Here is a 20,532-nt window from a genome sequence, read left to right as displayed (position 1 = left end):
AAACATGAAGCTAAACAGGATTTTTTTAGGCCTTACAACAATAGCGCTATTATTCGCTTTTGCTTTCACAATTCCAAAAAAGAATGTGCTTATCATAGGCGATTCGATATCCATAGGTTATTTTCCAACGGTGAAAAAGGATTTAGTTAATGAAGCAGAAGTTTTTCATAACCCAGGAAATGCTCAGCATACGGGAACCGGACTGAGAATGCTGGATAAATGGTTAGGAGATCAAAAATATGATGTGATAGTTTTCAACTGGGGACTTTGGGACCTATGCTATCGCCATCCAGAATCTACCGTTCAGGGAAGAAGAGATAAGCTTAACGGAGAAATCACCTATACGGTAGATGTTTACGAAAAAAATATAGAAGAGCTGGTGAAACGTCTTAAAAAAACAAGTGCCAAGCTAGTTTTTGTAACCACTACAATGATTCCTCCAGATGAAGCAGGTCGTTTTGAAGGGGATGAAATTACCTATAATGATGCAGCAAAAGCTGTTATGAAAAAATACGACGTAGAAATATGCGATTTACATAAACACTCGATAGATATCCATAAAAAATATAAACTAAAAGACGGAGATGTACATTATACGGCAGAAGGTTATCAGAAACTTGCAGAACCTGTTATCTCGGCAATAAAACAAGCTTTAAAATAAAACCCTATTTAAAACAATTGAGGACAGGGGGAGCAAAAAAGCTTTCCCTATTTTTTGTAATTTATAAAACACTTATTGTTAATTATTGAATAAGCATAGTTTGTTTAAAAACGAAATTCATTAAGATTAAGCAATTATATAGTAAATATTAATATTAAAAAATAAAAACTGGACGAAAGTAAACCAAGCCGAAAACATGAAAAAAGCACTTTTTCTTTTAATAAGCCTGTTTTGTGCAGGAAATGTTTTTTCTCAAACTATTATAACCAATCTTTTAACGGAAAATTTAAAAGAACCAATGGGGTTAGGTGTTACTCATCCTAGATTTACGTGGCAATTGCATAATAATAAGCGAGGAGTTGTACAAACAGCCTATGAAATAAACGTTAGACAGGATAATACAGAAATTTGGAATAGCGGGAAAATCATATCAGATTCATCTGTAATGCTAGTTTACAAAGGTCCGGTTTTGAAAAGCAATACCAAATATAGCTGGGATGTAAAAGTTTGGGATAATATTCAAAAAGATCCTGTGCAAAGTGAAACTGCTACTTTTCATACTGGCTTTTTTATAACTACAGACTGGAAAGCCAAATGGATTGCACCTGGTTTTGCGGAAGATACTATTAACAGGCCAAGTCCTTATTTCAGAAAAGAATTCAATACAGAAAAAAGTATAAAATCTGCTAATTTATTTGTTACCTCACATGGTATGTACGAAGCATACATCAATGGTAAACGTGTAGGTGATGCTTATTTTACACCCGGGTGGACAAGCTACCATAAACGGTTGCAATACCAGGTTTATAACGTTACCAATTTGCTGGCAAAAAACAATACCATAGGCGTAATGCTGGCAAGTGGCTGGTATCGTGGTGTTTTGGGGTTCGCCAACAAGAAAGATTTTTATGGAAAAAGTCTGGCTCTATTGCTACAACTGGAAATTAAATATTCTGACGGAAGCAAAGAAACCATAATAACGGACGAAAGCTGGAAATCTTCTACAGGAAAAATAACCTATTCAGAAATTTATAACGGCGAAAAAACAGATTTAAGATTAGAAAAAGAAGGCTGGACAGCTTCGGGTTACAATGATTCAGTGTGGGATAAAGTAATGGTCAATGATTTTTCCAAAGATAACCTGATAGGAACATATAACGAAGCTGTAAAAGAGCATGAAATATTTAAACCTTTAAAAATATTTACAACACCCAAAGGAGAAAAAGTAATAGATTTTGGTCAAAATCTGGTAGGCTGGGTAAAAATGAAAGTAAAAGGAAGAGCTGGACAAATAATAAAACTGTCACACGCCGAAGTCTTAGATCATCAGGGGAATTTTTATACAGCTAATTTACGTTCGGCCAAAGCACAGGATTTTTATACCCTGAAAAATGATAAAGAGACTATATTAAAGCCGCATTTTACATGGCATGGTTTCCGGTATGTGAAAATTGACGGCTATCCCGGAGAGTTAAAACCAGAGCATATTGAAGCTGTAGCACTTTATTCAGCAATGGACCAAACCGGAAGTTTTAGTTCTTCGCATACATTAGTAAACCAGTTACAGAGCAATATAGAATGGGGGCAAAAAGGTAATTTCTTAGAAATCCCTACCGATTGTAACCAAAGAAACGAACGCTTAGGCTGGACAGGAGATATTCAGGTTTTTGCCCATACAGGAACTTTTAATATGAGAATACACAACTTTCTGGTAAAATGGCTGGCCGATGTGAAAGCTGAACAATTACCGGACGGGCAAATTCCCAGTTTTGTACCTTCATTAAACGCTAACCTGAACCGGGCCGGCTGGGCAGATGCTATTACGATTGTGCCATGGACACTTTATCTGACTTACGGAGATAAAAGAATATTGAGCGAACAATACGGTGCCATGAAGGCTTATGTAGAAAGCGTAAGAAAAGTAACCAATAACGATTTGTGGGATACTGGTCTCACTTTTGGTGACTGGTTGGGATTCAAAGCAGAAGAAGGTCAGAAAAATCCGAAAGTAACCCATAAAAACATTATTACGCAAGCATATTATGCTAATTCAATAGAAATATTAGCTAATACTGCTATGGTATTAGGTTATCAAAAAGATGCGGAAGAATATAAAGAGCTGTTGAAAAGAGCGAGACAGGCTTTTCATAAAGCTTTTATAAATGAAAAAGGAGATTTGATTTCTCAATCGCAAACAGCGTATTCGTTAGCGTTAAACTTTAAAATGATACCCGACAGTTTAGAGCAACGGGCGGCTGAAAGACTGGTAAAGCTTATTAACGAATTCGGACACTTTACAACCGGCTTTCTGGCAACAGCACCGCTTTGTCATGTACTTACCAGATACGGTTATACAGATGTTGCCTATAAACTTCTGGAAAGACAGGAATATCCATCGTGGTTATATCCGGTTACAAAAGGAGCTACTACATTCTGGGAAAGATGGAATGGTATACAACCAGACGGAACATTTCCCAACAGGAAACCTTTTCCGGCAATGAATTCATTTAATCACTATGCACATGGTGCAATAGGAGACTGGATGTACAGAAAAATGGTAGGAATAGATACAGATGAAAGTGAGGCCGGTGTGGGATATAAACATATTACCATTAAACCACATCCCGGTGGTAGTTTTACCCATGCGCAAGCCTCACTAAAAACTTATTATGGTAGGGTAAGCAGCAGTTGGAATATTGACGGAAACAAATTGATTGTAAATGTAGAAATCCCGGTAAATACCACAGCAACTATTTATTTACCAACAGAAGATGCACAAAAAATAACCGAAAGCAATGAACCAATAAAGTCAATAAAAGAAATCAGCATACAAAGTACTACGGAAGATAAGAAAATACCTTTAAAAGTAGGTTCGGGTATCTATCAGTTCGTAGTAAATGGATATGTAAAATAAAGTTACAAAGATAGATTTTGAGTACTTAGTAACTTTTGCGGTTTTAAAATAAAGCAGGGACAAATTAAAATATAAAAATGAATAACGGGACAATAATCAAAGCATTTACTTTTTACCTATTGCTGATAGGTGTAGTATTCAATGCAAAAGCACAGCAACATTATGAAGTTAAACAAACTACGGTGGTATATAAACAAATAGACGGATTTGACCTCAAGATGAATATTTATACTCCGGTAATAAAAGGAAAAGACAAACTGTCGGCAATAATGTTCTTTCATGGAGGAGGATGGAATATCGGCAGCCCGAAACTGTTTGATTTGCAGGCAAAATACCTGGCTTCACGTGGTATGGTAGCATTTTGTCCGGAATATAGGCTTGCCGCAAAACACAAAGTAACGGTAGTGGAATGTGTAAAAGATGCTAGAACTGCCATCAGGTATATTAAAAGCCATGCCGATGAATTGGGCATAAATTCCAATCAGATTACAGCCTCGGGAGCCTCGGCAGGAGGGCATTTGGCCGCTTCGTTAGCTACTATAGACCAATTTAACGAAAGTACTGATGATACCACTATTTCTGCCGAGCCTTATGCGCTGGCCTTATTTGCTCCAGCGGTACATGTAGAACGAGAAAAACTGAACGAAGGCTACAGACAAAGATTTGCCGGACAGGAAGAAGCATTATCTCCGTATAATCATATCCGTAAAAATATGCCGCCAACACTATTAATGTCTGGAGATAAAGATACTCAGGTACCGGTTACCATTATCAGAGATTTTAAGAAAAAAATGGATGAATATGGAAATACCTGCAAACAGATAGAATATCCGGGTAAAGGACACGGCTTTATCCGTATTGACCAAACACCCGATTCTTTCCAGGCTTCTTTGAAAGATTTAGAGACTTTTTTAGAGGGTTTGGTTAAGTTTAAAGCTCCTTCCTGGTTAGATGAATACGTTGCTTTGGAAAAAGCAAAGTCATTTAATGCTTTTTCTATGCAGGCGTTGGAAGAAGTTAATGCAACAGATGCACAAAAGAAACAGTTTAACAACTTGCAGAAAGAATATAAAGATAAACTGAATGCAATAAAAAAGAATAATGGATTAAGTGAGGCAGAAAAAAAAGATGAGCATCAAAAACTTAATCGATATAATGCAGAGGTTTATTGGGAAAAGATATTGACACCTGAACAGAAAAAATATTTGAAAAATAAGGAGAAAGAATTACGGGCACAAAAAAATAACAGCTTATAAAGCTGGGTATTATAATCCCTTTAAAAATAAAAAACAAGTATTTGCAAAATGAATGGAAAGATGAATAGCAGGGCAGTTATTAAAACCTTTACTTTTTGTTTTTTACTGATAGCAACAGTATTAGATACAAAAGGACAGGGATCTTATGAAGTAAAACAAACTGAAGTTATCTATAAAGAAATAGACGGATTTAAATTAGAAATGAATGTCTATGCTCCGATAATGCAAAAAAAAGAAAAACTGCCGGCCATGGTGTTTTTTTATGGTGGCGGATGGAACAGCAGTAACATGAAACAGTTTGATTTGCAGGCAAAATATCTGGCTTCGCGTGGTATGGTTGTATTTTGCCCAGAATACAGATATGCCAGTAAACACAAAACAAAAGTGGTAGAATGTGTAAAAGATTCAAGATCAGCCGTCAGGTATATCAAAAGCCACGCAGAAGAATTTGGTATAAGAACAGACCAGCTAGTTGCTACGGGTATATCTGCAGGCGGGCATCTGTCTGCTGCTTTGGCAACTATAGGCCAGTTTAACGAAAGTACAGATGATTTGAATATATCTGTAAATCCATACGCCTTGGTATTGATAGTTCCTGCGGTGCTTATAGAAAGAGAAACTCTAAACCCGGCTTTTATACCCAGGTTTGATGGAAAAGAAAAAGAACTTTCGCCATACGATCATATTAAGAAAAATATGCCGACAACGCTAATTATGGCTGGCGTTAATGACAATAAAATACGTGTTGAGACGGTAAGGGCTTTTAATAAAAAAATGGAAGAATATGGCAACACCTGTAAATTGATAGAATATCCGGGCAAAGGGCATAATCTTGCCCACTTTATCCAATCGCCCGATTCTTTTAAAGCTTCTTTAGGAGATATGGAAACATTTTTGGAAGGGCTGATTAAGTTTAAAAATCCGTCGTGGTTAGATAAATATATAGCATCTCTTAAAAAATAAAGCCCTGCTTGTTTTTACAGATAAAAAATAAAAGGATAAAAAAACTAACTAATTCTCAATGATAAGAATATTAATTTTGGCATTTGGTTTATTTATAGCTGGCAATGGATTAAATGCGCAGGCTGTAAAATGGGACAGTACATATCGTCCGCCCAAATACAAAGAATCTATAGATAGGTTTAATGCAGAACCCATCTCAGCAAATGAATATATCTTTTTAGGAAATAGTATAACGGCAAGTACAAACTGGTCAAGATTGCTTGGTTTGCCTCAGGCTAAAAACAGAGGAATATCAGGGGATATTACTTTCGGTGTTTTAGAACGTTTACAAGAAGTAATAGACAGAAAACCGGCGAAAGTATTCGTGTTGATTGGTATTAATGATATAGCCAGGAACATCGAGAATAGTTTAATAGTCGCTAACTATCAAAAAATTGTTTCCAGAATAAGGAAAGGTTCCCCAAAAACACAAATTTACTTTAGTACTTTATTGCCCGTAAATGCATCCTTTGGGAAACTAAAGAACCATATGGGTAAGGATGACCGTATTCTTTACCTTAATGAGCAGATAAAGAAGCTGGTCGCCAGAAACGTTACCGTTATAGATTTATATCCACATTTTCTGGATGAGAATAAACACCTTAAAGCAGAACTAACTAAAGATGGTCTGCATTTAAATCCCGAGGGGTATAAATTATGGGCTGAGATATTAAATAACGGAGGATATTTAAAATAAACACTTATAACTAACTAAATACATGTGTGGATACAAGGTAAACTCAAAAAAGCGGCAAAATCAGTGGATTTAATCTTTAAATTCAAGTCGCTTTTAGAGACCCTGTAAACTAAAATTGGTTTGATAACATAAGGATTAGATATTTTAAAAATAGACTTTGCTAATTGAGTAAAAGTTATGATAGAATTTAGGATGAAAAGGAAAATAGTAGCGTTGATATTTATTGCTTTGAGTTTTTTTTTATTAAATCAAACTCACGCAGAAGAGTTTCCGAATGTTTTTTACGGAAATACTATAGAACAGAAATGGCTTCCTAATTTCTCTATAAAAGATATCATACAAGATAAAAGCAGTAATATATGGGTGGCAACCAGCACAGGTTTATACAGATATAACATAAATAACATTATACATTATGATATTACCCGTTATACGTTAGATAAATATTTAAATAACGAAATTTCCTGTATCGTAGAAGATCAGAAAGGAAACATCTTAGTTGGTACCCAAAGCGGATTAGGACAATTTAATGTTAATGCGAATACAATTAAGCTTATAAGCGAGAAAGATCAGTCTATTACCCACGTTACCATAAGCAGAGGAAATAAGATTATATATATTGTAGCAAACAGAGATGTTTATCACTTAACACCTAATTCTGAAGGAAATGGTTATAACAGAAAAATTATTTTTGATGGCGCAGTACATAAAAAGAACCTGATCAGGTCTGTAATAGAATTAGATGAGAATAGCTATTTTATAGCGGCTTCAGATGGGCTCTGGCTCCTGAAAAATAATAAATTATACCCTACATCTGTTAGAGGCACTGTTAATACCCTTTATAAAGACGGTAATACGTTATGGGTTGGTACTGCGTTTCAGGGCGTATATAAATGTTCTATAGTTTCTGATGGAGTTGTTATTACCGGAAATTACATCTCTAGAAATCAATTAGCACAAGTTGAAAGTATTCAGGAAATTAAAGAATTTAATGAAGAAGGAGTTGTTTTTGCAACAACAACCAAAATAATTTTGGCTAATAAGCAACATTTTCCTAATTCTCTAAAAGAAAAATCCATTTTTGAAAAAAACACTATCAGGAAAATTTCTATCGATAAAACGATGAATATCTGGATAGGAAGCAGAAATGGCTTATTTAGTTTAAATCCCCTTACACTTTCTACACAGTTTAATAGTTTTGATAACAGTATATATCAGAATGTAACTATTAACGATATGTTATCATTAACGGATACTCATATTCTAATAGCTACAAGTTCATTAGGACTAAAGGTGCTAGACACTAAAAATAATAAAATCGTCAATACAAGTGCAGATGAGCTTAGGGATGTAAGGTTATTGAGAAGATCCAGAAATGGAGATTTAATAATTGTTGCAGACAGGAAATTCTTAAAGACAAATACAGATAGTCTTTGGAAATTTTCGGAGGTAGCAAGTTTTGTCTCTCAGGGGGGAATAAACGATGTAGTTGAAGTAGCACCAGACGAATTTTGGTTTTCACATTGGCGAGATAAGATTATAAGAGTAAAAGGTAAAAAGGTTATTCCTCATTTGGATAAAATATATAATAACGTTATAAAATCGTTTTCCTCAAATGTTCATGTCTATGTTCTGGAATTAGATTCCAAAAACAATTTATGGGTTGGAACAAGAGGAGAAGGTTTGTTAAGAGTGAATCTTACAACACAATCTATGAAAAAGTTTGGTAGGGAAGACAAGTTCCCCGATCAGATACTTTGCATAAAAGAAGATAGCCAAAACAGGTTGTGGGTTGGTACAAGAGACAAAGGTTTGCTATTGTATAAACCAGAGTCGAACAGTTTTAAAGTGTTTAATCATAATGATGGACTTCCGTCTAATACCATATCTGCTATTCAGGAAAACTCTATAGGTGAAGTTTGGCTATCCACTTTAAATGGTATAGCTCAATTAAATGAAGGAAAGGTCTTGTCTTTCAGGGCTTACAATAAGGAGTCTGGGATTTATAATGCAGAATTTTCTTTTAATATCTCTGAGGCAGGAAAAGATGGGGCTGTTTATTTTGGAGCAGACAACGGTATTTATAGGTTTTTTAAAATATCACAAAAACATCATGCTATACCACCATTAGAATGGACAAATATAGATTTGGTGAAAGGAACAGCAAACGATTTAGAACAAACAACCTCTGACAATTTTTCGAAAGAAATGTTATCTCAGGTAGAAGAATCTGGAACCATAGTTTTGCAGCATAACCAAAACAGTTTACAGATAGGTTTTGCAAAGTTGGACTATACTTTACCTAAACAGAATTTCTATATGTACAGGTTGTTAGGTCATGATACTGCGTGGTCTGTTTTGCAAGGGGAAAAGAGTATGGTTCGGTATTTTAATCTACCAGCAGGGGATTATATGTTTCAGGCAATGACAACTACTTCAAATGGAGCATGGGATTCAGCTCCAAAATCATTTGCTATTATTATAAAACCTTCATTTTGGAAAACTGGATATGCTATCATGATATACTTTGTCCTCATTATTATAATGGGATTAGTTATTTATAAAATTATTTATAGATGGAGAAGTATAAATAGGAAACTGGAAAAGGAAATGGAAAGTTCCAGAATTTACGACCAGCAAATGGTTTATTATGCGGATTTATCTCATGAAATAAAAAACCGTTTAACACTTATTATGGGGCCTTTAGAAGAAGCTTTAAAGAATAAAAAAGTGAATTTTCAAATGTTGAATAGGATTTATGAACAAGGGCAACGATTGAAACGCTTTTCAGATCAGATTATGAATATCCGTAAAAGTGAATCAGGAGACTTTTTGTTGACTGTAGATTACGAAAGAGATATTGTATCTATTATATCAAAGATTGTGGAAGATGCTAGGCCACTTGCAATGGTAAAAGATATAAATATCATTTTTGAACCTTTGCAAGAAGAAATATCGGGATGGTGTGATGCAGAAGTAGTTGAAATTATTTCAATGAATGTGTTAAATAATGCCATAAAATATTGTACCCCTAGTGGTACTGTTAAAGTATCACTTGATGTAAAATACTTAGATAATATTCGGCAATCAGATACAATCGAAGGAAATAATTTGGTGTGCATTATATCTGATACAGGTATTGGTATAGCAGAAGAAGATATATCAAAAATCCTTTTACCCTTTTATAGGGCTACGGATAAGTTTAATAAAAAGGATATACCAGGTAAAGGTATTGGACTTGATTTGGTAGCAAGACTTATTAAAAAACATCATGGTAATATGGAGATCAGTAGCGAAATAAATGAATATACCAGTTTTACATTTTATCTTCCTATTGATAAAACAGTATTTACAATGAATGAATTACTTCCAGATATTAAGACTGAACCAATAGTTATTTCCGAAAAGAATTTTAAAGACACTAAATCACTTATTTTTCCTGATTCATCTTTTGAAAACCAAAAAAGACAATCGCAACACAAAAAGAAATACAAATTATTATTAATTGATGATGATGAAGAAATGTTGTCTTATTTGGAAGAGATTTTTAAAGAGGAATTTTTAGTAATGTTAGCTAATGGTGGAGAACAGGCTATAGAATTAATGAATTTAAACGAAATCAATCTCATTGTATGCGATTTAGATATGCCGGGGATTAATGGGTTAACACTTTGTGGTATATTTAAAAATAAACCTGAATTTTCTAAAATTCCATTTTTATTGCTTACGGGCAGAGATTCAGAAGAACAAAAACTTGTAGCATTTGAAAACGGAGTAGATGATTTTGTAGAAAAACCATTTAGGTCGGAACTATTGTCATGGCGAGTGAAAAGCTTATTAAAGAATAGTATACAGTTTGTAAAACCTAAAACTGTCTTCGTTTCAGAACCTGAAGAAATTATTAAAGAGACTAAAATTGAGAAATTTATACAAGAGGTGATAGATTTAATAGAAAAGCATATTGATAAAGACTATCTGAATGTTGATTACTTAGCTGATGAAATGTGTATGAGTAGAGCTACATTTTATAGAAAGATGGAAGAAATGTTTGGGGAAGCTCCATCCACCTTTATCAGAAAATATAGATTGAAAAAAGCAGTAATTTATATACGAACAGGAAACTACTCGTTAAAACAGATAAGTGATAAAACAGGATTTAGTAATCCCAAATATTTTTCTAAATGTTTCAAAAGTGAATTTGGAGTATTACCATCAGAGTATTATAGACCAGATAGTGAAGAAGAAACGACATATTAGTATTTTTAATATAGTAGGTTGAGGGATTGGAATAAAATTACGCCCTTTTGAGATGTTTTTACTCTAATAAAAACTTTGATTTGTTGGAGGATTTGCATCAGGATAAAATGTCTTACAGCAGTTCCGAAATAAATTATAAAAAATAAACCTGAATAATTTTTAAACATAGGAAATGAAAAAAGCAGTTCTGAATTTTTTACTAATGGCTATTGGTTTTTGTGTTATCAATAGTGTACACGCGCAAAATAACAATGAAAAAAGACCAAACATTATACTTTTTTTAGTAGATGATATGGGATGGACAGATACGTCGCTGCCTTTTGGTGATGCACCAGCACCAAATAATAAAATATATGAAACACCTAATATGCAGAAGCTGGCAAATATGGGTGTCAAATTCAGCAATGCTTATGCGCATTCAATTTGTACACCGTCCAGAGTTAGCCTGGTAACAGGTATGGGAGTAGCCCGCCATAGAGTAACAAACTGGACAAACAGTGATGTAGACCAACCAACAGATGCACCTTATGCCGGAATGAAATGGCCGGAGTGGAATTATAACGGGATGTCTGCCCGCCAAGAATATAAAAACACTGTAGTAGCAACATCTCTACCAGAAATACTAAGAAAATCGGGATATTATACAGCTATAGTAGGAAAAGGGCATTTTGCCGCTTTTGGTATTTCTGCAAGCAATCCGCAAAATATAGGTTTTATAGAATCTGTAGCCAGTGATGCCATAGGTAATCCGAGAAATTATTATGCAAAAGATAATTTTGGTAATAAAGAAAAATATGGATATACCTACCAGAGAGGCGTAAGAGGGTTAGAAGAATATCATGGTAAAGATCTTTTCTTAACGGAAGTACTTACACTGGAAGCCATGAAAGTGATGGACAAAGCCCTTGATCTAAAAGTTCCGTTTTTCCTTTACATGTCTCATTACGCAGTACATACACCTATCATGTCCGATGATCGTTTCTATCAAAAATATATTGATAAAGGTTTAGATCCGGTAGAAGCCAAATACGCAACTTTAGTAGAAGGAATGGACAAAAGTTTAGGTGACTTAATGAATTATGTAAAAGAAAAAGGTATTGGAGAAAATACTGTTATTTTATTTATGTCAGATAACGGTGGGTTAGCACTAAACCCGCCAAGAAAAGGTAAACCGTTTAAAGAAAATTTACCACTTAGATCAGGCAAAGGATCTTTATACGAAGGTGGCATTAAAGAACCAATGATAGCCTATTGGCCCGGAGTAACAAAGGCAGGAACAAAAGCAACACAAAATATATTAATAGAAGACTTTTTCCCGACTATTCTGGAAATGGCAAAGATTAAGAATGTGAATACCAAGCAGCAAGTAGATGGTGTAAGTTTTGTTAAATATATGAAAGACAGTAATCTAATAGATGATTCACGTTCGTTGATCTGGCACTTTCCAAGTAACTGGGGGCAGGGAGAGAGTACGCTTAAAAAGCATTACGAGGGAATGAAAGTAGAAGAGATAGGAATGGGGCCAGCCAGTGCAATAAAAAAAGGAGATTGGAAACTTATTTATTTCTACGGAACTAAAAAGGTGGAACTGTATAATATAAAAACAGATATTGGAGAAGAGGAAGATCAGGCAAAATCCAATCCGAAGAAAGTGAAAGAGCTATTTGGCCTTCTCAATCAACGTCTAAAAGAACAAGGAGCACAATATCCTATAGATGAAGCAACAGATAAAGAACTGCTTCCTGTTTTGAACCTTTAAATTTTTCTTTCGAAGAACCATTTATAAAACCAGAATCAGATATGAAAAGAAGAAAATTTATAACAAATGGCGCCAAAACAGCACTTGCATTTACCATCGTTCCAAGAGTTGTTTTAGGAGGAAAAGGTTACGTAGCGCCAAGTGATAAAATAAATATTGGTTGGATAGGAACCGGTAAGCAGTCATTCCCCTTAATAAAAGGTTTCAGTCGTTGTAAAGAAGTTATAATACCGGCACTTTGCGATGTCGATTCTCAGAAATTGAACAACTTTGTTAACGTTGTTGGCAAAGCACAAAGCGAAGCACAGAAAGCAGCAACTACTATAAAGACGTATCGGCATTACAGAGAACTGCTGGAAAGAAAAGATATAGATGCTGTTATAATAGCAACACCAGACCATTGGCATGCACAAATGGCTGTAGACGCAGCTAAAGCGGGTAAAGATATTTATTGCGAAAAACCATTGTCATTAACTATTGCAGAAGGAAGAGCTATGGTAGATGCTACCCGTAAACACAAGTGTGTTTTCCAGACAGGAAGTATGCAGCGTTCCTCTTTTAATTTCAGACAAGCGGCAGAACTGGTATATAATGGCTATATAGGTCAGATAAAAGAAGTAAATGTTTCTGTAGGTTTGCCAGTAAGACAGTGCGACCTGCCATCTATGCCTACACCAGAATATCTGGATTGGGATTTATGGATAGGCCCTTCTCTATACAGAGGTTACCATCCTACACTTTCGCCACCATTGGAGGATAATAAATGGGCTTGGTGGAGAGGTTATCGCGATTTTGGTGGAGGGTATATTACAGACTGGGGAGCACATATGTTTGATATTGTACAATGGGCTTTGGGAATGGATGATTCTGGTCCTGTACAATTCGTTCCACCTAAACAGCCAGATGCAAAAGATGGCTTAACCTATATTTATGCCAATGGTGTAAAAGTAAACCATAAAAAGTGGGGGCCAGGCAATGCCATCCAATTTATAGGAGATAAAGGGAAGATAGAAGTTAGCCGCTCTTTTCTAAGATCTACCCCGGAAAATCTGGCATCAATGAAACTGACAGATAAAGACAAACGCTTATATTTTAGTGATAACCATTACCAGGATTGGATTGATGCAATAAAAAAACGCTCTAAACCAATATGCGATGTAGAAATAGGACATCGTACAGCTACAATTTGCAACGCGGTAAATATAGCTTACGAATTGCAAAAGGACTTGAAATGGGATCCTGTTAAGGAAACATTCGATAACAGCTATGCCAATAATATGAAAGACAGGCCATACCGTGGCGATTGGGATTACACTAAATTTTAAATAAAAAATGAACCGGAGATATTTTATCAGACAGTCTGGCTTATTGCTGGCTGCGGCTAATCTTTCATTACCAGTGTTTGCCAGGACGCCAAAATCGTTGCCCTTAGGCGTTCAGTTGTTTTCCATAAGAAATTATCTGAATAAAGATTTTGATGGAACCATAGCTAAAGTAGCAGAAATAGGCTTTAAATATGTAGAATCTGCCGGATACAACAGGCAACAACATACCATACATGGGCAGTCGCCAAAAGTTTTCAGGGAGAAACTTCTGGCTAATCATATAGAACCAATAAGCGCACATGCTAATTTCTCTTTAGCAGAAGCAGATGCATCTTTAGAAGATTTTGCAACTGTTGGCGTAAAATATCTGGTTTGTCCGTCGGCCAGAGGAGAATACAGAAAAACAGCACAGGGTTATTACCAACTTGCCGAAGAGCTCAATGCTATAGGTAAAAAAGCTAAAGAAAAAGGTATTCAATTTGGTTATCATAACCACGATTTTGAATTTAAGCAGGTAGAAAATGAGCTGCCTTACGATATTCTGTTAAAAAATACCAACCCAGAATATGTGTTTTTTCAGCCAGATTTGGGATGGATGATAAAAGCAGGCTACGATCCTATAGACTACTTTAAAAAACATGCTGGCCGCTTCCCTTTATGGCATTTAAGAGACATTAGCGAAAGTGGCGCGCCAGTAAGTGCCGGAAGTGGAAAAGTAGATTTCAAAAACATATTTGCCAGCAGAAAACTGGCGGGATATAAACTGGGAATTGTAGAAACGCCAACTTCACAAACCGAAGGTATTTCACATATAGAAAAAAGTATACAGTTTCTGGGAGCCAATAAGTTGTATTAAATAGCCGCCTTATATAGCAACAACTGGTAATCGATGATATTTAAAAACAATCATGAAAAGAAATAAACTAACTATTTTTTCTGCTATACTTATGCTTTTTTGTATTCAAAAAATAAAAGTATATGCACAAAGACAGGACACAGGTAATTCTGCAATTATTATTTCGCAAAATAAGCAGCAAATACGTTTAGGTATAGATGCTGAAAGACTATGGCATTGGCATAGCGCCATAAAAGACGAGCTGGCAGACTTAGCTGTAGGAGATATGAAATCTGATTATGTAAGGACTGGTATAAACGGAGCGTATGAGCGAGAAAAAGGGGTGAAGAATGAAGCTGCTTACGATCAGATAATTGAAGTTATGACAGCTATGCGAAAAGCAAATCCCAATATCCATTTTTTTGCCAGTCCGCGTCCTATACACGAAGCTTATTCTAAACAAGAAAAGATAGACTTATGGCAAGACAGGGATAATGCACCATTTTCTCCATTTCCGATGTGGATACAGGAATGGAAAATAAATGGTACGAAAAAGTCAAAAGACGGTAAAACCATGGTTCCGCGTTTAGTAAAAGGAGACTTTCATGTTGATTACTGGGTGCAATACTATGCAGATTACCTGAATCTGATGCACAAAAAAGGTTTTGATATTGAGTTTATGGACGTGACTAATGAGCAAACTATAGTTAAGCCTGAACATACTAAATACATGTACGATAATTTACCTAAAAAGCTTAATAAAGGAGTAAAAATGCCAAAACTGGTAGCACCATCTTCTTTTGATATCAGGCAGGCCACAAACTGGCTGCATTCTGTAGATAAATCAAAAGGCGAAGATAAAGCTTTTACCATAGCAGCCGGACATAATACTAAGAACATAGGTGTTTTAACAGATTTTGTGAAAGAAGCACAGGCTTTGGGAAAAGAAGCATGGAATTCTGAATTACATTCGTGGACAGGAACGGTGCTGAAAGATGAAATTATGAACTCTTCCATATTTTGGGAATACATGAGAGCTGGCTTTACAGGTATAGATACCTGGTTATTTTATGGGCCTCTGGGTGGACGGGACCACACCATGATTAACTCAAATGGAAAGCAAATTAACAGATCTGGTAAATACGAAATATTCAGACAGGTTGTAAATAATGCGAATAGAGGTAATTATGTTGAAATTACTAAGCCGTCCGAAGATGTAGAAACAGCTGCTTTTATTAAGGATAATATTTTATCAGTATGGATACTGAATAAATCTGCAAATGCATTGAAATCTGTAAAATTTGAAGTGCCGGACAGGGGGAAAATAGATAGTAAAATAGAAGTTATTAAATGGCATAGCAGCTTACTGGCGAGTGGAGAAAACAGCGTTATTAATACAACAAGTTCCACACAGTTTATAAGTGACGTAAACGCAGAATCGCTATATTTTTTTAAGTTAAAACTGAAATAAGGTGAGACAGTTAATAAATATTATAGTTGGTATTATGTTTCTTGCTTTTCCCTTGTTGAGTCGGGGAGCTCAAGTTGATACTGTGGAAACTTTTAGTTTGAGTATGAACAAGAAGATAAAAGCAGTAGTAATTACACCTGATAATTATAAAAATAAAAGCAATTTTCCGGTACTATATATTTTGCATGGTCATAGTCGTAATTATGCAACCTGGATTACGTATGCCCCCTCGTTGAAAGACATGAGCGATCAGTACGGCATAATTATGGTTTGTCCGGATGGGAATTACTCAAGTTGGTATCTGGATAGCCCTTTACTACCCCAATGGAAATATGAAACATATATAGCTAATGAATTGGTTGGTTGGATAGACAATAGCTATAAAACTATAAAAGATAAAGGAGGACGCGGTATTACCGGATTAAGTATGGGAGGGCACGGTGCGTTATATCTGGCTATTAGATATCAGGATGTATTTGGAGCAGTAGGTAGTATGAGCGGAGGAGTAGATTTTAGACCCTTTCCAGAAAAATGGGGAATAGCTGAAAAATTAGGAGCTTATAATACGCACAAAGAGAACTGGGATAACCATGTTGTAATCAATATGGTTTCGCAAATAAAACCGGGGTTAAAGTTGATTATTGATTGTGGTATTGATGATTTTTTTTATCCTGTAAATGAAGCCCTTCATAGCGTACTATTGGCAAATAAGATTCCACACGATTATATATCCCGTCCAGGTAAACATGATTGGGAATACTGGGGAAATGCAATTTATTATCAGGTATTGTTTATGAGTAGATATTTTAAAATGTCTGAGGGGTAAGGTTCATGCCATTAGAAAAGCTCTTTTAAAGTAGTTCTAAGCTTTTGAATGAGGAAAGTTTAAAACCCGATGTAATTATAGATTTGAGATAAGTCTTTTAGGAATATTCCGAACAACTTTGGGTGTTTTTATAAAATCTACTATAGTAGGTTTTGGTATGTCTGTCAATTGTTTAACAATTAAAATATTTTAAAAAAGATGTGTTTTTTATAAAACTTTCCTATCTAGTTGTGATATGTTTCAAAAGATGAATTTTTGTTAAAAAAACTTTTGTAACGGTGCAAATATCTGAGCAAGGCAAGGTGTGACTGAGTATTGATATTTTATTTTAACACTATTGGGTAGGTGCAGTTCTAAGATAATGAAGTGGGGGAATGATTTCGAAACCAGAACATTGAGATAATTATCTAATTAGTTTGAGACACGATTTTAATTATCATATATTTTCTTTTATTATCTAGCTCGCACAATGCCAATACTTATCATACCATGTAATCCTAAATTCTAAAAATAGTATATTGAATGATTAAACAAGATATTACCACAATATGGAATGCAGCTATAGCAGCAGTACATCCTGCGTATTTAATGCGACAGTATATTTCTATAAAAGAAGACTGTCTCCTGCTGGCCAACGAACAGATCCCATTAAATACTTTTCAAAATTTATATCTTATTGGTGTAGGTAAAGCATCTGGAGCAATGGCTGTAGAAGTAGCTGATATTTTGGGAGAGTATTTGACAGATAGTCTGGTAACCATTAAACACGGACACGAGGTTGATTATGTAGGAATTAATATGATATCGGCCTCACATCCTATTCCCGATGAACATTCTGTAGAAGCAGTTAATAATACCCTTCAGTTTTTAAAAAAGGTTAAGGAAGAGGATATTGTTATTCTTCTGTTAAGTGGAGGTGCTTCAGCATTATGGTGTGATATTCCAGAAGGTCTGAATATGGATGATCTGAGTTGGGGTTACCAGGAACTTGTTAACTCGGGAGCGACCATAGAAGAAGTTAATATCGTTCGTAAACACCTCTCATCAATAAAGGGCGGACAACTTATCAAGTATTGTCAAGGGAGGTTGATTACATTGATCATTAGCGATGTACCGGGAGATGATCTGAGTATAATAGGTAGTGCACCAACCTTTCCGGATACCTCTACCTTTCAAGAATCGTTGGAAATAATCCATCAATATAAGCTCACTCAAAAAATACCCGAAGACATAGTTTCGCGTCTGAGAAAAGGGGTCGAAGGAGAAATACCTGAGAATCCAAAACCTGGAGACTCAGCTTTTTTAAGAGTAAGTAATACCATAATAGGTTCAAACAAGATAGCCGTATCGGCAGCGGCAAAAGCAGCGGCAGAACTGGGCTATAATGTTTATGTGTCTGATAAATTGGTTACAGGAGAAACGCAAGAGGAGGCTAAAGAATTAATAGGTTCCCTGCTACAGCACAGATTTGAAAAGCCTTGTTGTATTATACAGGGAGGAGAAACGGTAATTCGTGTGACGGGAACAGGTAAGGGAGGAAGAAATCAGCATTTTGCTTTAGCTGCTCTAAAAGAATTAACCCTATTAAGAAATCAGATAAATGCTAAAGATGTGATTTTATTAAGTTGTGGGACAGATGGGACAGATGGACCAACTGATGCTGCTGGTGCCGTTATAAGTCTGACTACATTGGATTGGGTTGCCGAACAGAACATCTCCATAGAGGAGTATCTAGATAACCATGATGCATATAGCTTTTTTGAAAAAGTAGGAGGATTGATTCGGACAGGGCCTACACAAACCAATGTAATGGATATACAAATTATGATCGTTATCTAATCTCTAAAATTATGAATATTTCTATCATCATTCTTATACTGGCAGTAAGTTTTGTTATCTGGAGTACAGCTTATAAAAAACTAAATCCATTTTTTGCTTTATCAATAGCTGCTCTGGGAGTTGGCTTATTGAGTGGCATATCTCCTGAAGATGTAGCCAAACAGATGAAAACAGGTTTTGGGCATACTATGGAAAAGGTAGGTGTACTGATTATATTGGGAACTACTTTAGGTATGTTGTTGGAAAAAACGGGAGCAACGGTAAGTATGGCGAAATATATACTGAGGAAAGTGTCAGAAAAAAATGCTCCGCTTGGTATAGCTATAACAGGATATATTATAGGTTTTCCCATATTCTGTGACAGTGGTTTTATTGTATTAAATGGACTTAATCATTCTATTGTAAAGAGAACGCACTGGAGCATGGCGATTATGGCAACATCATTGGGGACATCACTATATGCAGTGCACTGTTTGGTTCCCCCTCATCCGGGAATTACTGTAGCAATTGAAACAACAGGTGGTGACTTTGGTTCAATTATTTTGATAGGAACATTATTGGCTATTCCAGCAGCAGGGGTAGGGCTGTTGTATGCATTGTGGAAAGGAAAAAGGGTAATAGATGATTATATCCCATATGAGGAAAAAGAAAGTGTAGAAGCAGAGAGGAAATTGCCCCCGGTAAGCTTATCCTTTCTACCGGTAGTGTTGCCGATATTGTTGATAGGTTTTGGGGCTTTTATCAAGCTATTTCCAGATATGGCCGAAAATACCAGCTTATTTGTACGTCTTATTCTATTTTTAGGAGAGCCTATTATAGCTTTGGGAGTTGGTGTAGTTTCTTCCTTATTTTTACTTAGAAAGGAAGATCAGCTTCACTTGTCACACTGGATAACAGATGGTGTGGAGAAAGCAGGTGGTATTTTAGCAATTATAGGGGCCGGAGGTATGTTTGGAGAAATACTTCAGCGTTCAGGTATTGGGAGCGATCTGGGAAACCTGTTAACCGGAGCCTCATTAGGAATATTTTTCCCTTTTCTGATAACGGCATTTCTGAAAACAGCACAAGGATCATCTACCGTAGCCATAATAACAGCATCATCTTTGATTACGCCATTATTGAAAGATTTGGGCTTGGATGCGCCTTTAGAGTTATCTTTAGCTATACTAAGCCTCGGAGCAGGGAGCATGTGTATAAGTCATACTAATGACGCCTATTTTTGGGTGATTAGCCGGTTTTCTAATTTAAGTACGGCGACTACATTGAAAGTATATTCTACTGCGACATTACTAATGGGAATAGTTACGCAGTTATTAATATGGGGTGTGTTAATAGTGTTTGGATAATACCAGTCGTTCAATTCATGTTTTTCTAATTTATATTTTCTGAAGTATCTTGAAAGCCACTATTGATTGATTATATCCATAATACAGGAGGATTATCGGTAGAAATAAGAAATTATATGATAGGAAATATTAAAATACTCAGATGAACGAGTAGTTTAAGAAACAATGAAAGAGTGTTTTTTGAAAATCCTATCTAAAAATATATCTTTTTTTTATTAAAAAGTGTTGAAAGAATTAAGTGAGCTGTTTTTTACTGTAAAAAATCATTATGAGATAATATTACCCCATGTTGAGATATTTTAATCTTATGATAATTACATATTAGCATATACCAAATAAACGCG

Annotated in this window: 13 protein-coding genes; all 13 read left to right on the top strand. The window is 35.4% G+C overall.

Annotated features, from left to right (window positions below; all coding sequences use genetic code 11):
• Positions 1 to 4: 4 nt before the first annotated feature.
• The 13 genes from ACFSAH_RS09685 (at position 5) to ACFSAH_RS09625 (ending at position 20,188) form a co-directional block, all read left to right on the top strand.
• Positions 5 to 661 (top strand): SGNH/GDSL hydrolase family protein, encoded by a 657-nt coding sequence (locus tag ACFSAH_RS09685; protein ID WP_379662528.1) that lies wholly within the window; start codon positions 5 to 7, stop codon positions 659 to 661.
• Between the two features lie 196 nt (positions 662 to 857).
• Complete coding sequence (locus ACFSAH_RS09680) at positions 858 to 3,575, top strand: glycoside hydrolase family 78 protein (protein ID WP_379662527.1); 2,718 nt, start codon at positions 858 to 860, stop codon at positions 3,573 to 3,575.
• Positions 3,576 to 3,652: 77 nt separating this feature from the next.
• Positions 3,653 to 4,831: an alpha/beta hydrolase fold domain-containing protein gene (locus ACFSAH_RS09675; protein WP_379662526.1), complete on the top strand. Its 1,179-nt coding sequence runs from the start codon at positions 3,653 to 3,655 to the stop codon at positions 4,829 to 4,831.
• 48 nt (positions 4,832 to 4,879) lie between these two features.
• Complete coding sequence (locus ACFSAH_RS09670; RefSeq protein WP_379662525.1) at positions 4,880 to 5,794, top strand: alpha/beta hydrolase; 915 nt, start codon at positions 4,880 to 4,882, stop codon at positions 5,792 to 5,794.
• A gap of 58 nt (positions 5,795 to 5,852) precedes the next feature.
• A complete protein-coding gene (locus ACFSAH_RS09665) occupies positions 5,853 to 6,530 on the top strand; it encodes a GDSL-type esterase/lipase family protein (protein ID WP_379662524.1) in 678 nt (225 codons plus the stop codon).
• Positions 6,531 to 6,722: 192 nt separating this feature from the next.
• A complete protein-coding gene (locus ACFSAH_RS09660) occupies positions 6,723 to 10,787 on the top strand; it encodes a hybrid sensor histidine kinase/response regulator transcription factor (RefSeq protein ID WP_379662523.1) in 4,065 nt (1,354 codons plus the stop codon).
• A 172-nt stretch (positions 10,788 to 10,959) separates the two neighbouring features.
• The gene (locus ACFSAH_RS09655) at positions 10,960 to 12,546 is read left to right on the top strand and encodes a sulfatase (protein WP_379662522.1); all 1,587 of its coding nucleotides are present in this window, start codon (positions 10,960 to 10,962) and stop codon (positions 12,544 to 12,546) included.
• 41 nt (positions 12,547 to 12,587) lie between these two features.
• Positions 12,588 to 13,871 (top strand): Gfo/Idh/MocA family protein, encoded by a 1,284-nt coding sequence (locus ACFSAH_RS09650; RefSeq protein ID WP_379662521.1) that lies wholly within the window; start codon positions 12,588 to 12,590, stop codon positions 13,869 to 13,871.
• A 7-nt stretch (positions 13,872 to 13,878) separates the two neighbouring features.
• The gene (locus tag ACFSAH_RS09645; RefSeq protein WP_379662520.1) at positions 13,879 to 14,727 is read left to right on the top strand and encodes a sugar phosphate isomerase/epimerase family protein; all 849 of its coding nucleotides are present in this window, start codon (positions 13,879 to 13,881) and stop codon (positions 14,725 to 14,727) included.
• Between the two features lie 52 nt (positions 14,728 to 14,779).
• The gene (locus tag ACFSAH_RS09640; RefSeq protein WP_379662519.1) at positions 14,780 to 16,177 is read left to right on the top strand and encodes a hypothetical protein; all 1,398 of its coding nucleotides are present in this window, start codon (positions 14,780 to 14,782) and stop codon (positions 16,175 to 16,177) included.
• Between the two features lie 103 nt (positions 16,178 to 16,280).
• Positions 16,281 to 17,003 carry an alpha/beta hydrolase gene (locus tag ACFSAH_RS09635; protein WP_379662518.1) on the top strand — a complete coding sequence of 241 codons (723 nt, stop codon included), beginning with the start codon at positions 16,281 to 16,283 and terminating at the stop codon, positions 17,001 to 17,003.
• Positions 17,004 to 17,525: 522 nt separating this feature from the next.
• Positions 17,526 to 18,842, top strand: coding sequence for a glycerate kinase type-2 family protein (locus ACFSAH_RS09630; RefSeq protein ID WP_379662517.1), 1,317 nt, complete (start codon positions 17,526 to 17,528; stop codon positions 18,840 to 18,842).
• A gap of 11 nt (positions 18,843 to 18,853) precedes the next feature.
• On the top strand, positions 18,854 to 20,188 hold the full coding sequence (locus tag ACFSAH_RS09625) for a GntP family permease (RefSeq protein WP_379662516.1): 1,335 nt from the start codon (positions 18,854 to 18,856) through the stop codon (positions 20,186 to 20,188).
• Positions 20,189 to 20,532 lie beyond the last annotated feature (344 nt).

This window comes from Pseudopedobacter beijingensis, assembly GCF_042678145.1.
Classification (GTDB): Bacteria; Bacteroidota; Bacteroidia; order Sphingobacteriales; family Sphingobacteriaceae; genus Pseudopedobacter; species Pseudopedobacter beijingensis.
The sequence above is the reverse complement of the archived record's forward strand: the minus strand, read 5'-3'. Positions and strand labels throughout refer to the sequence as shown.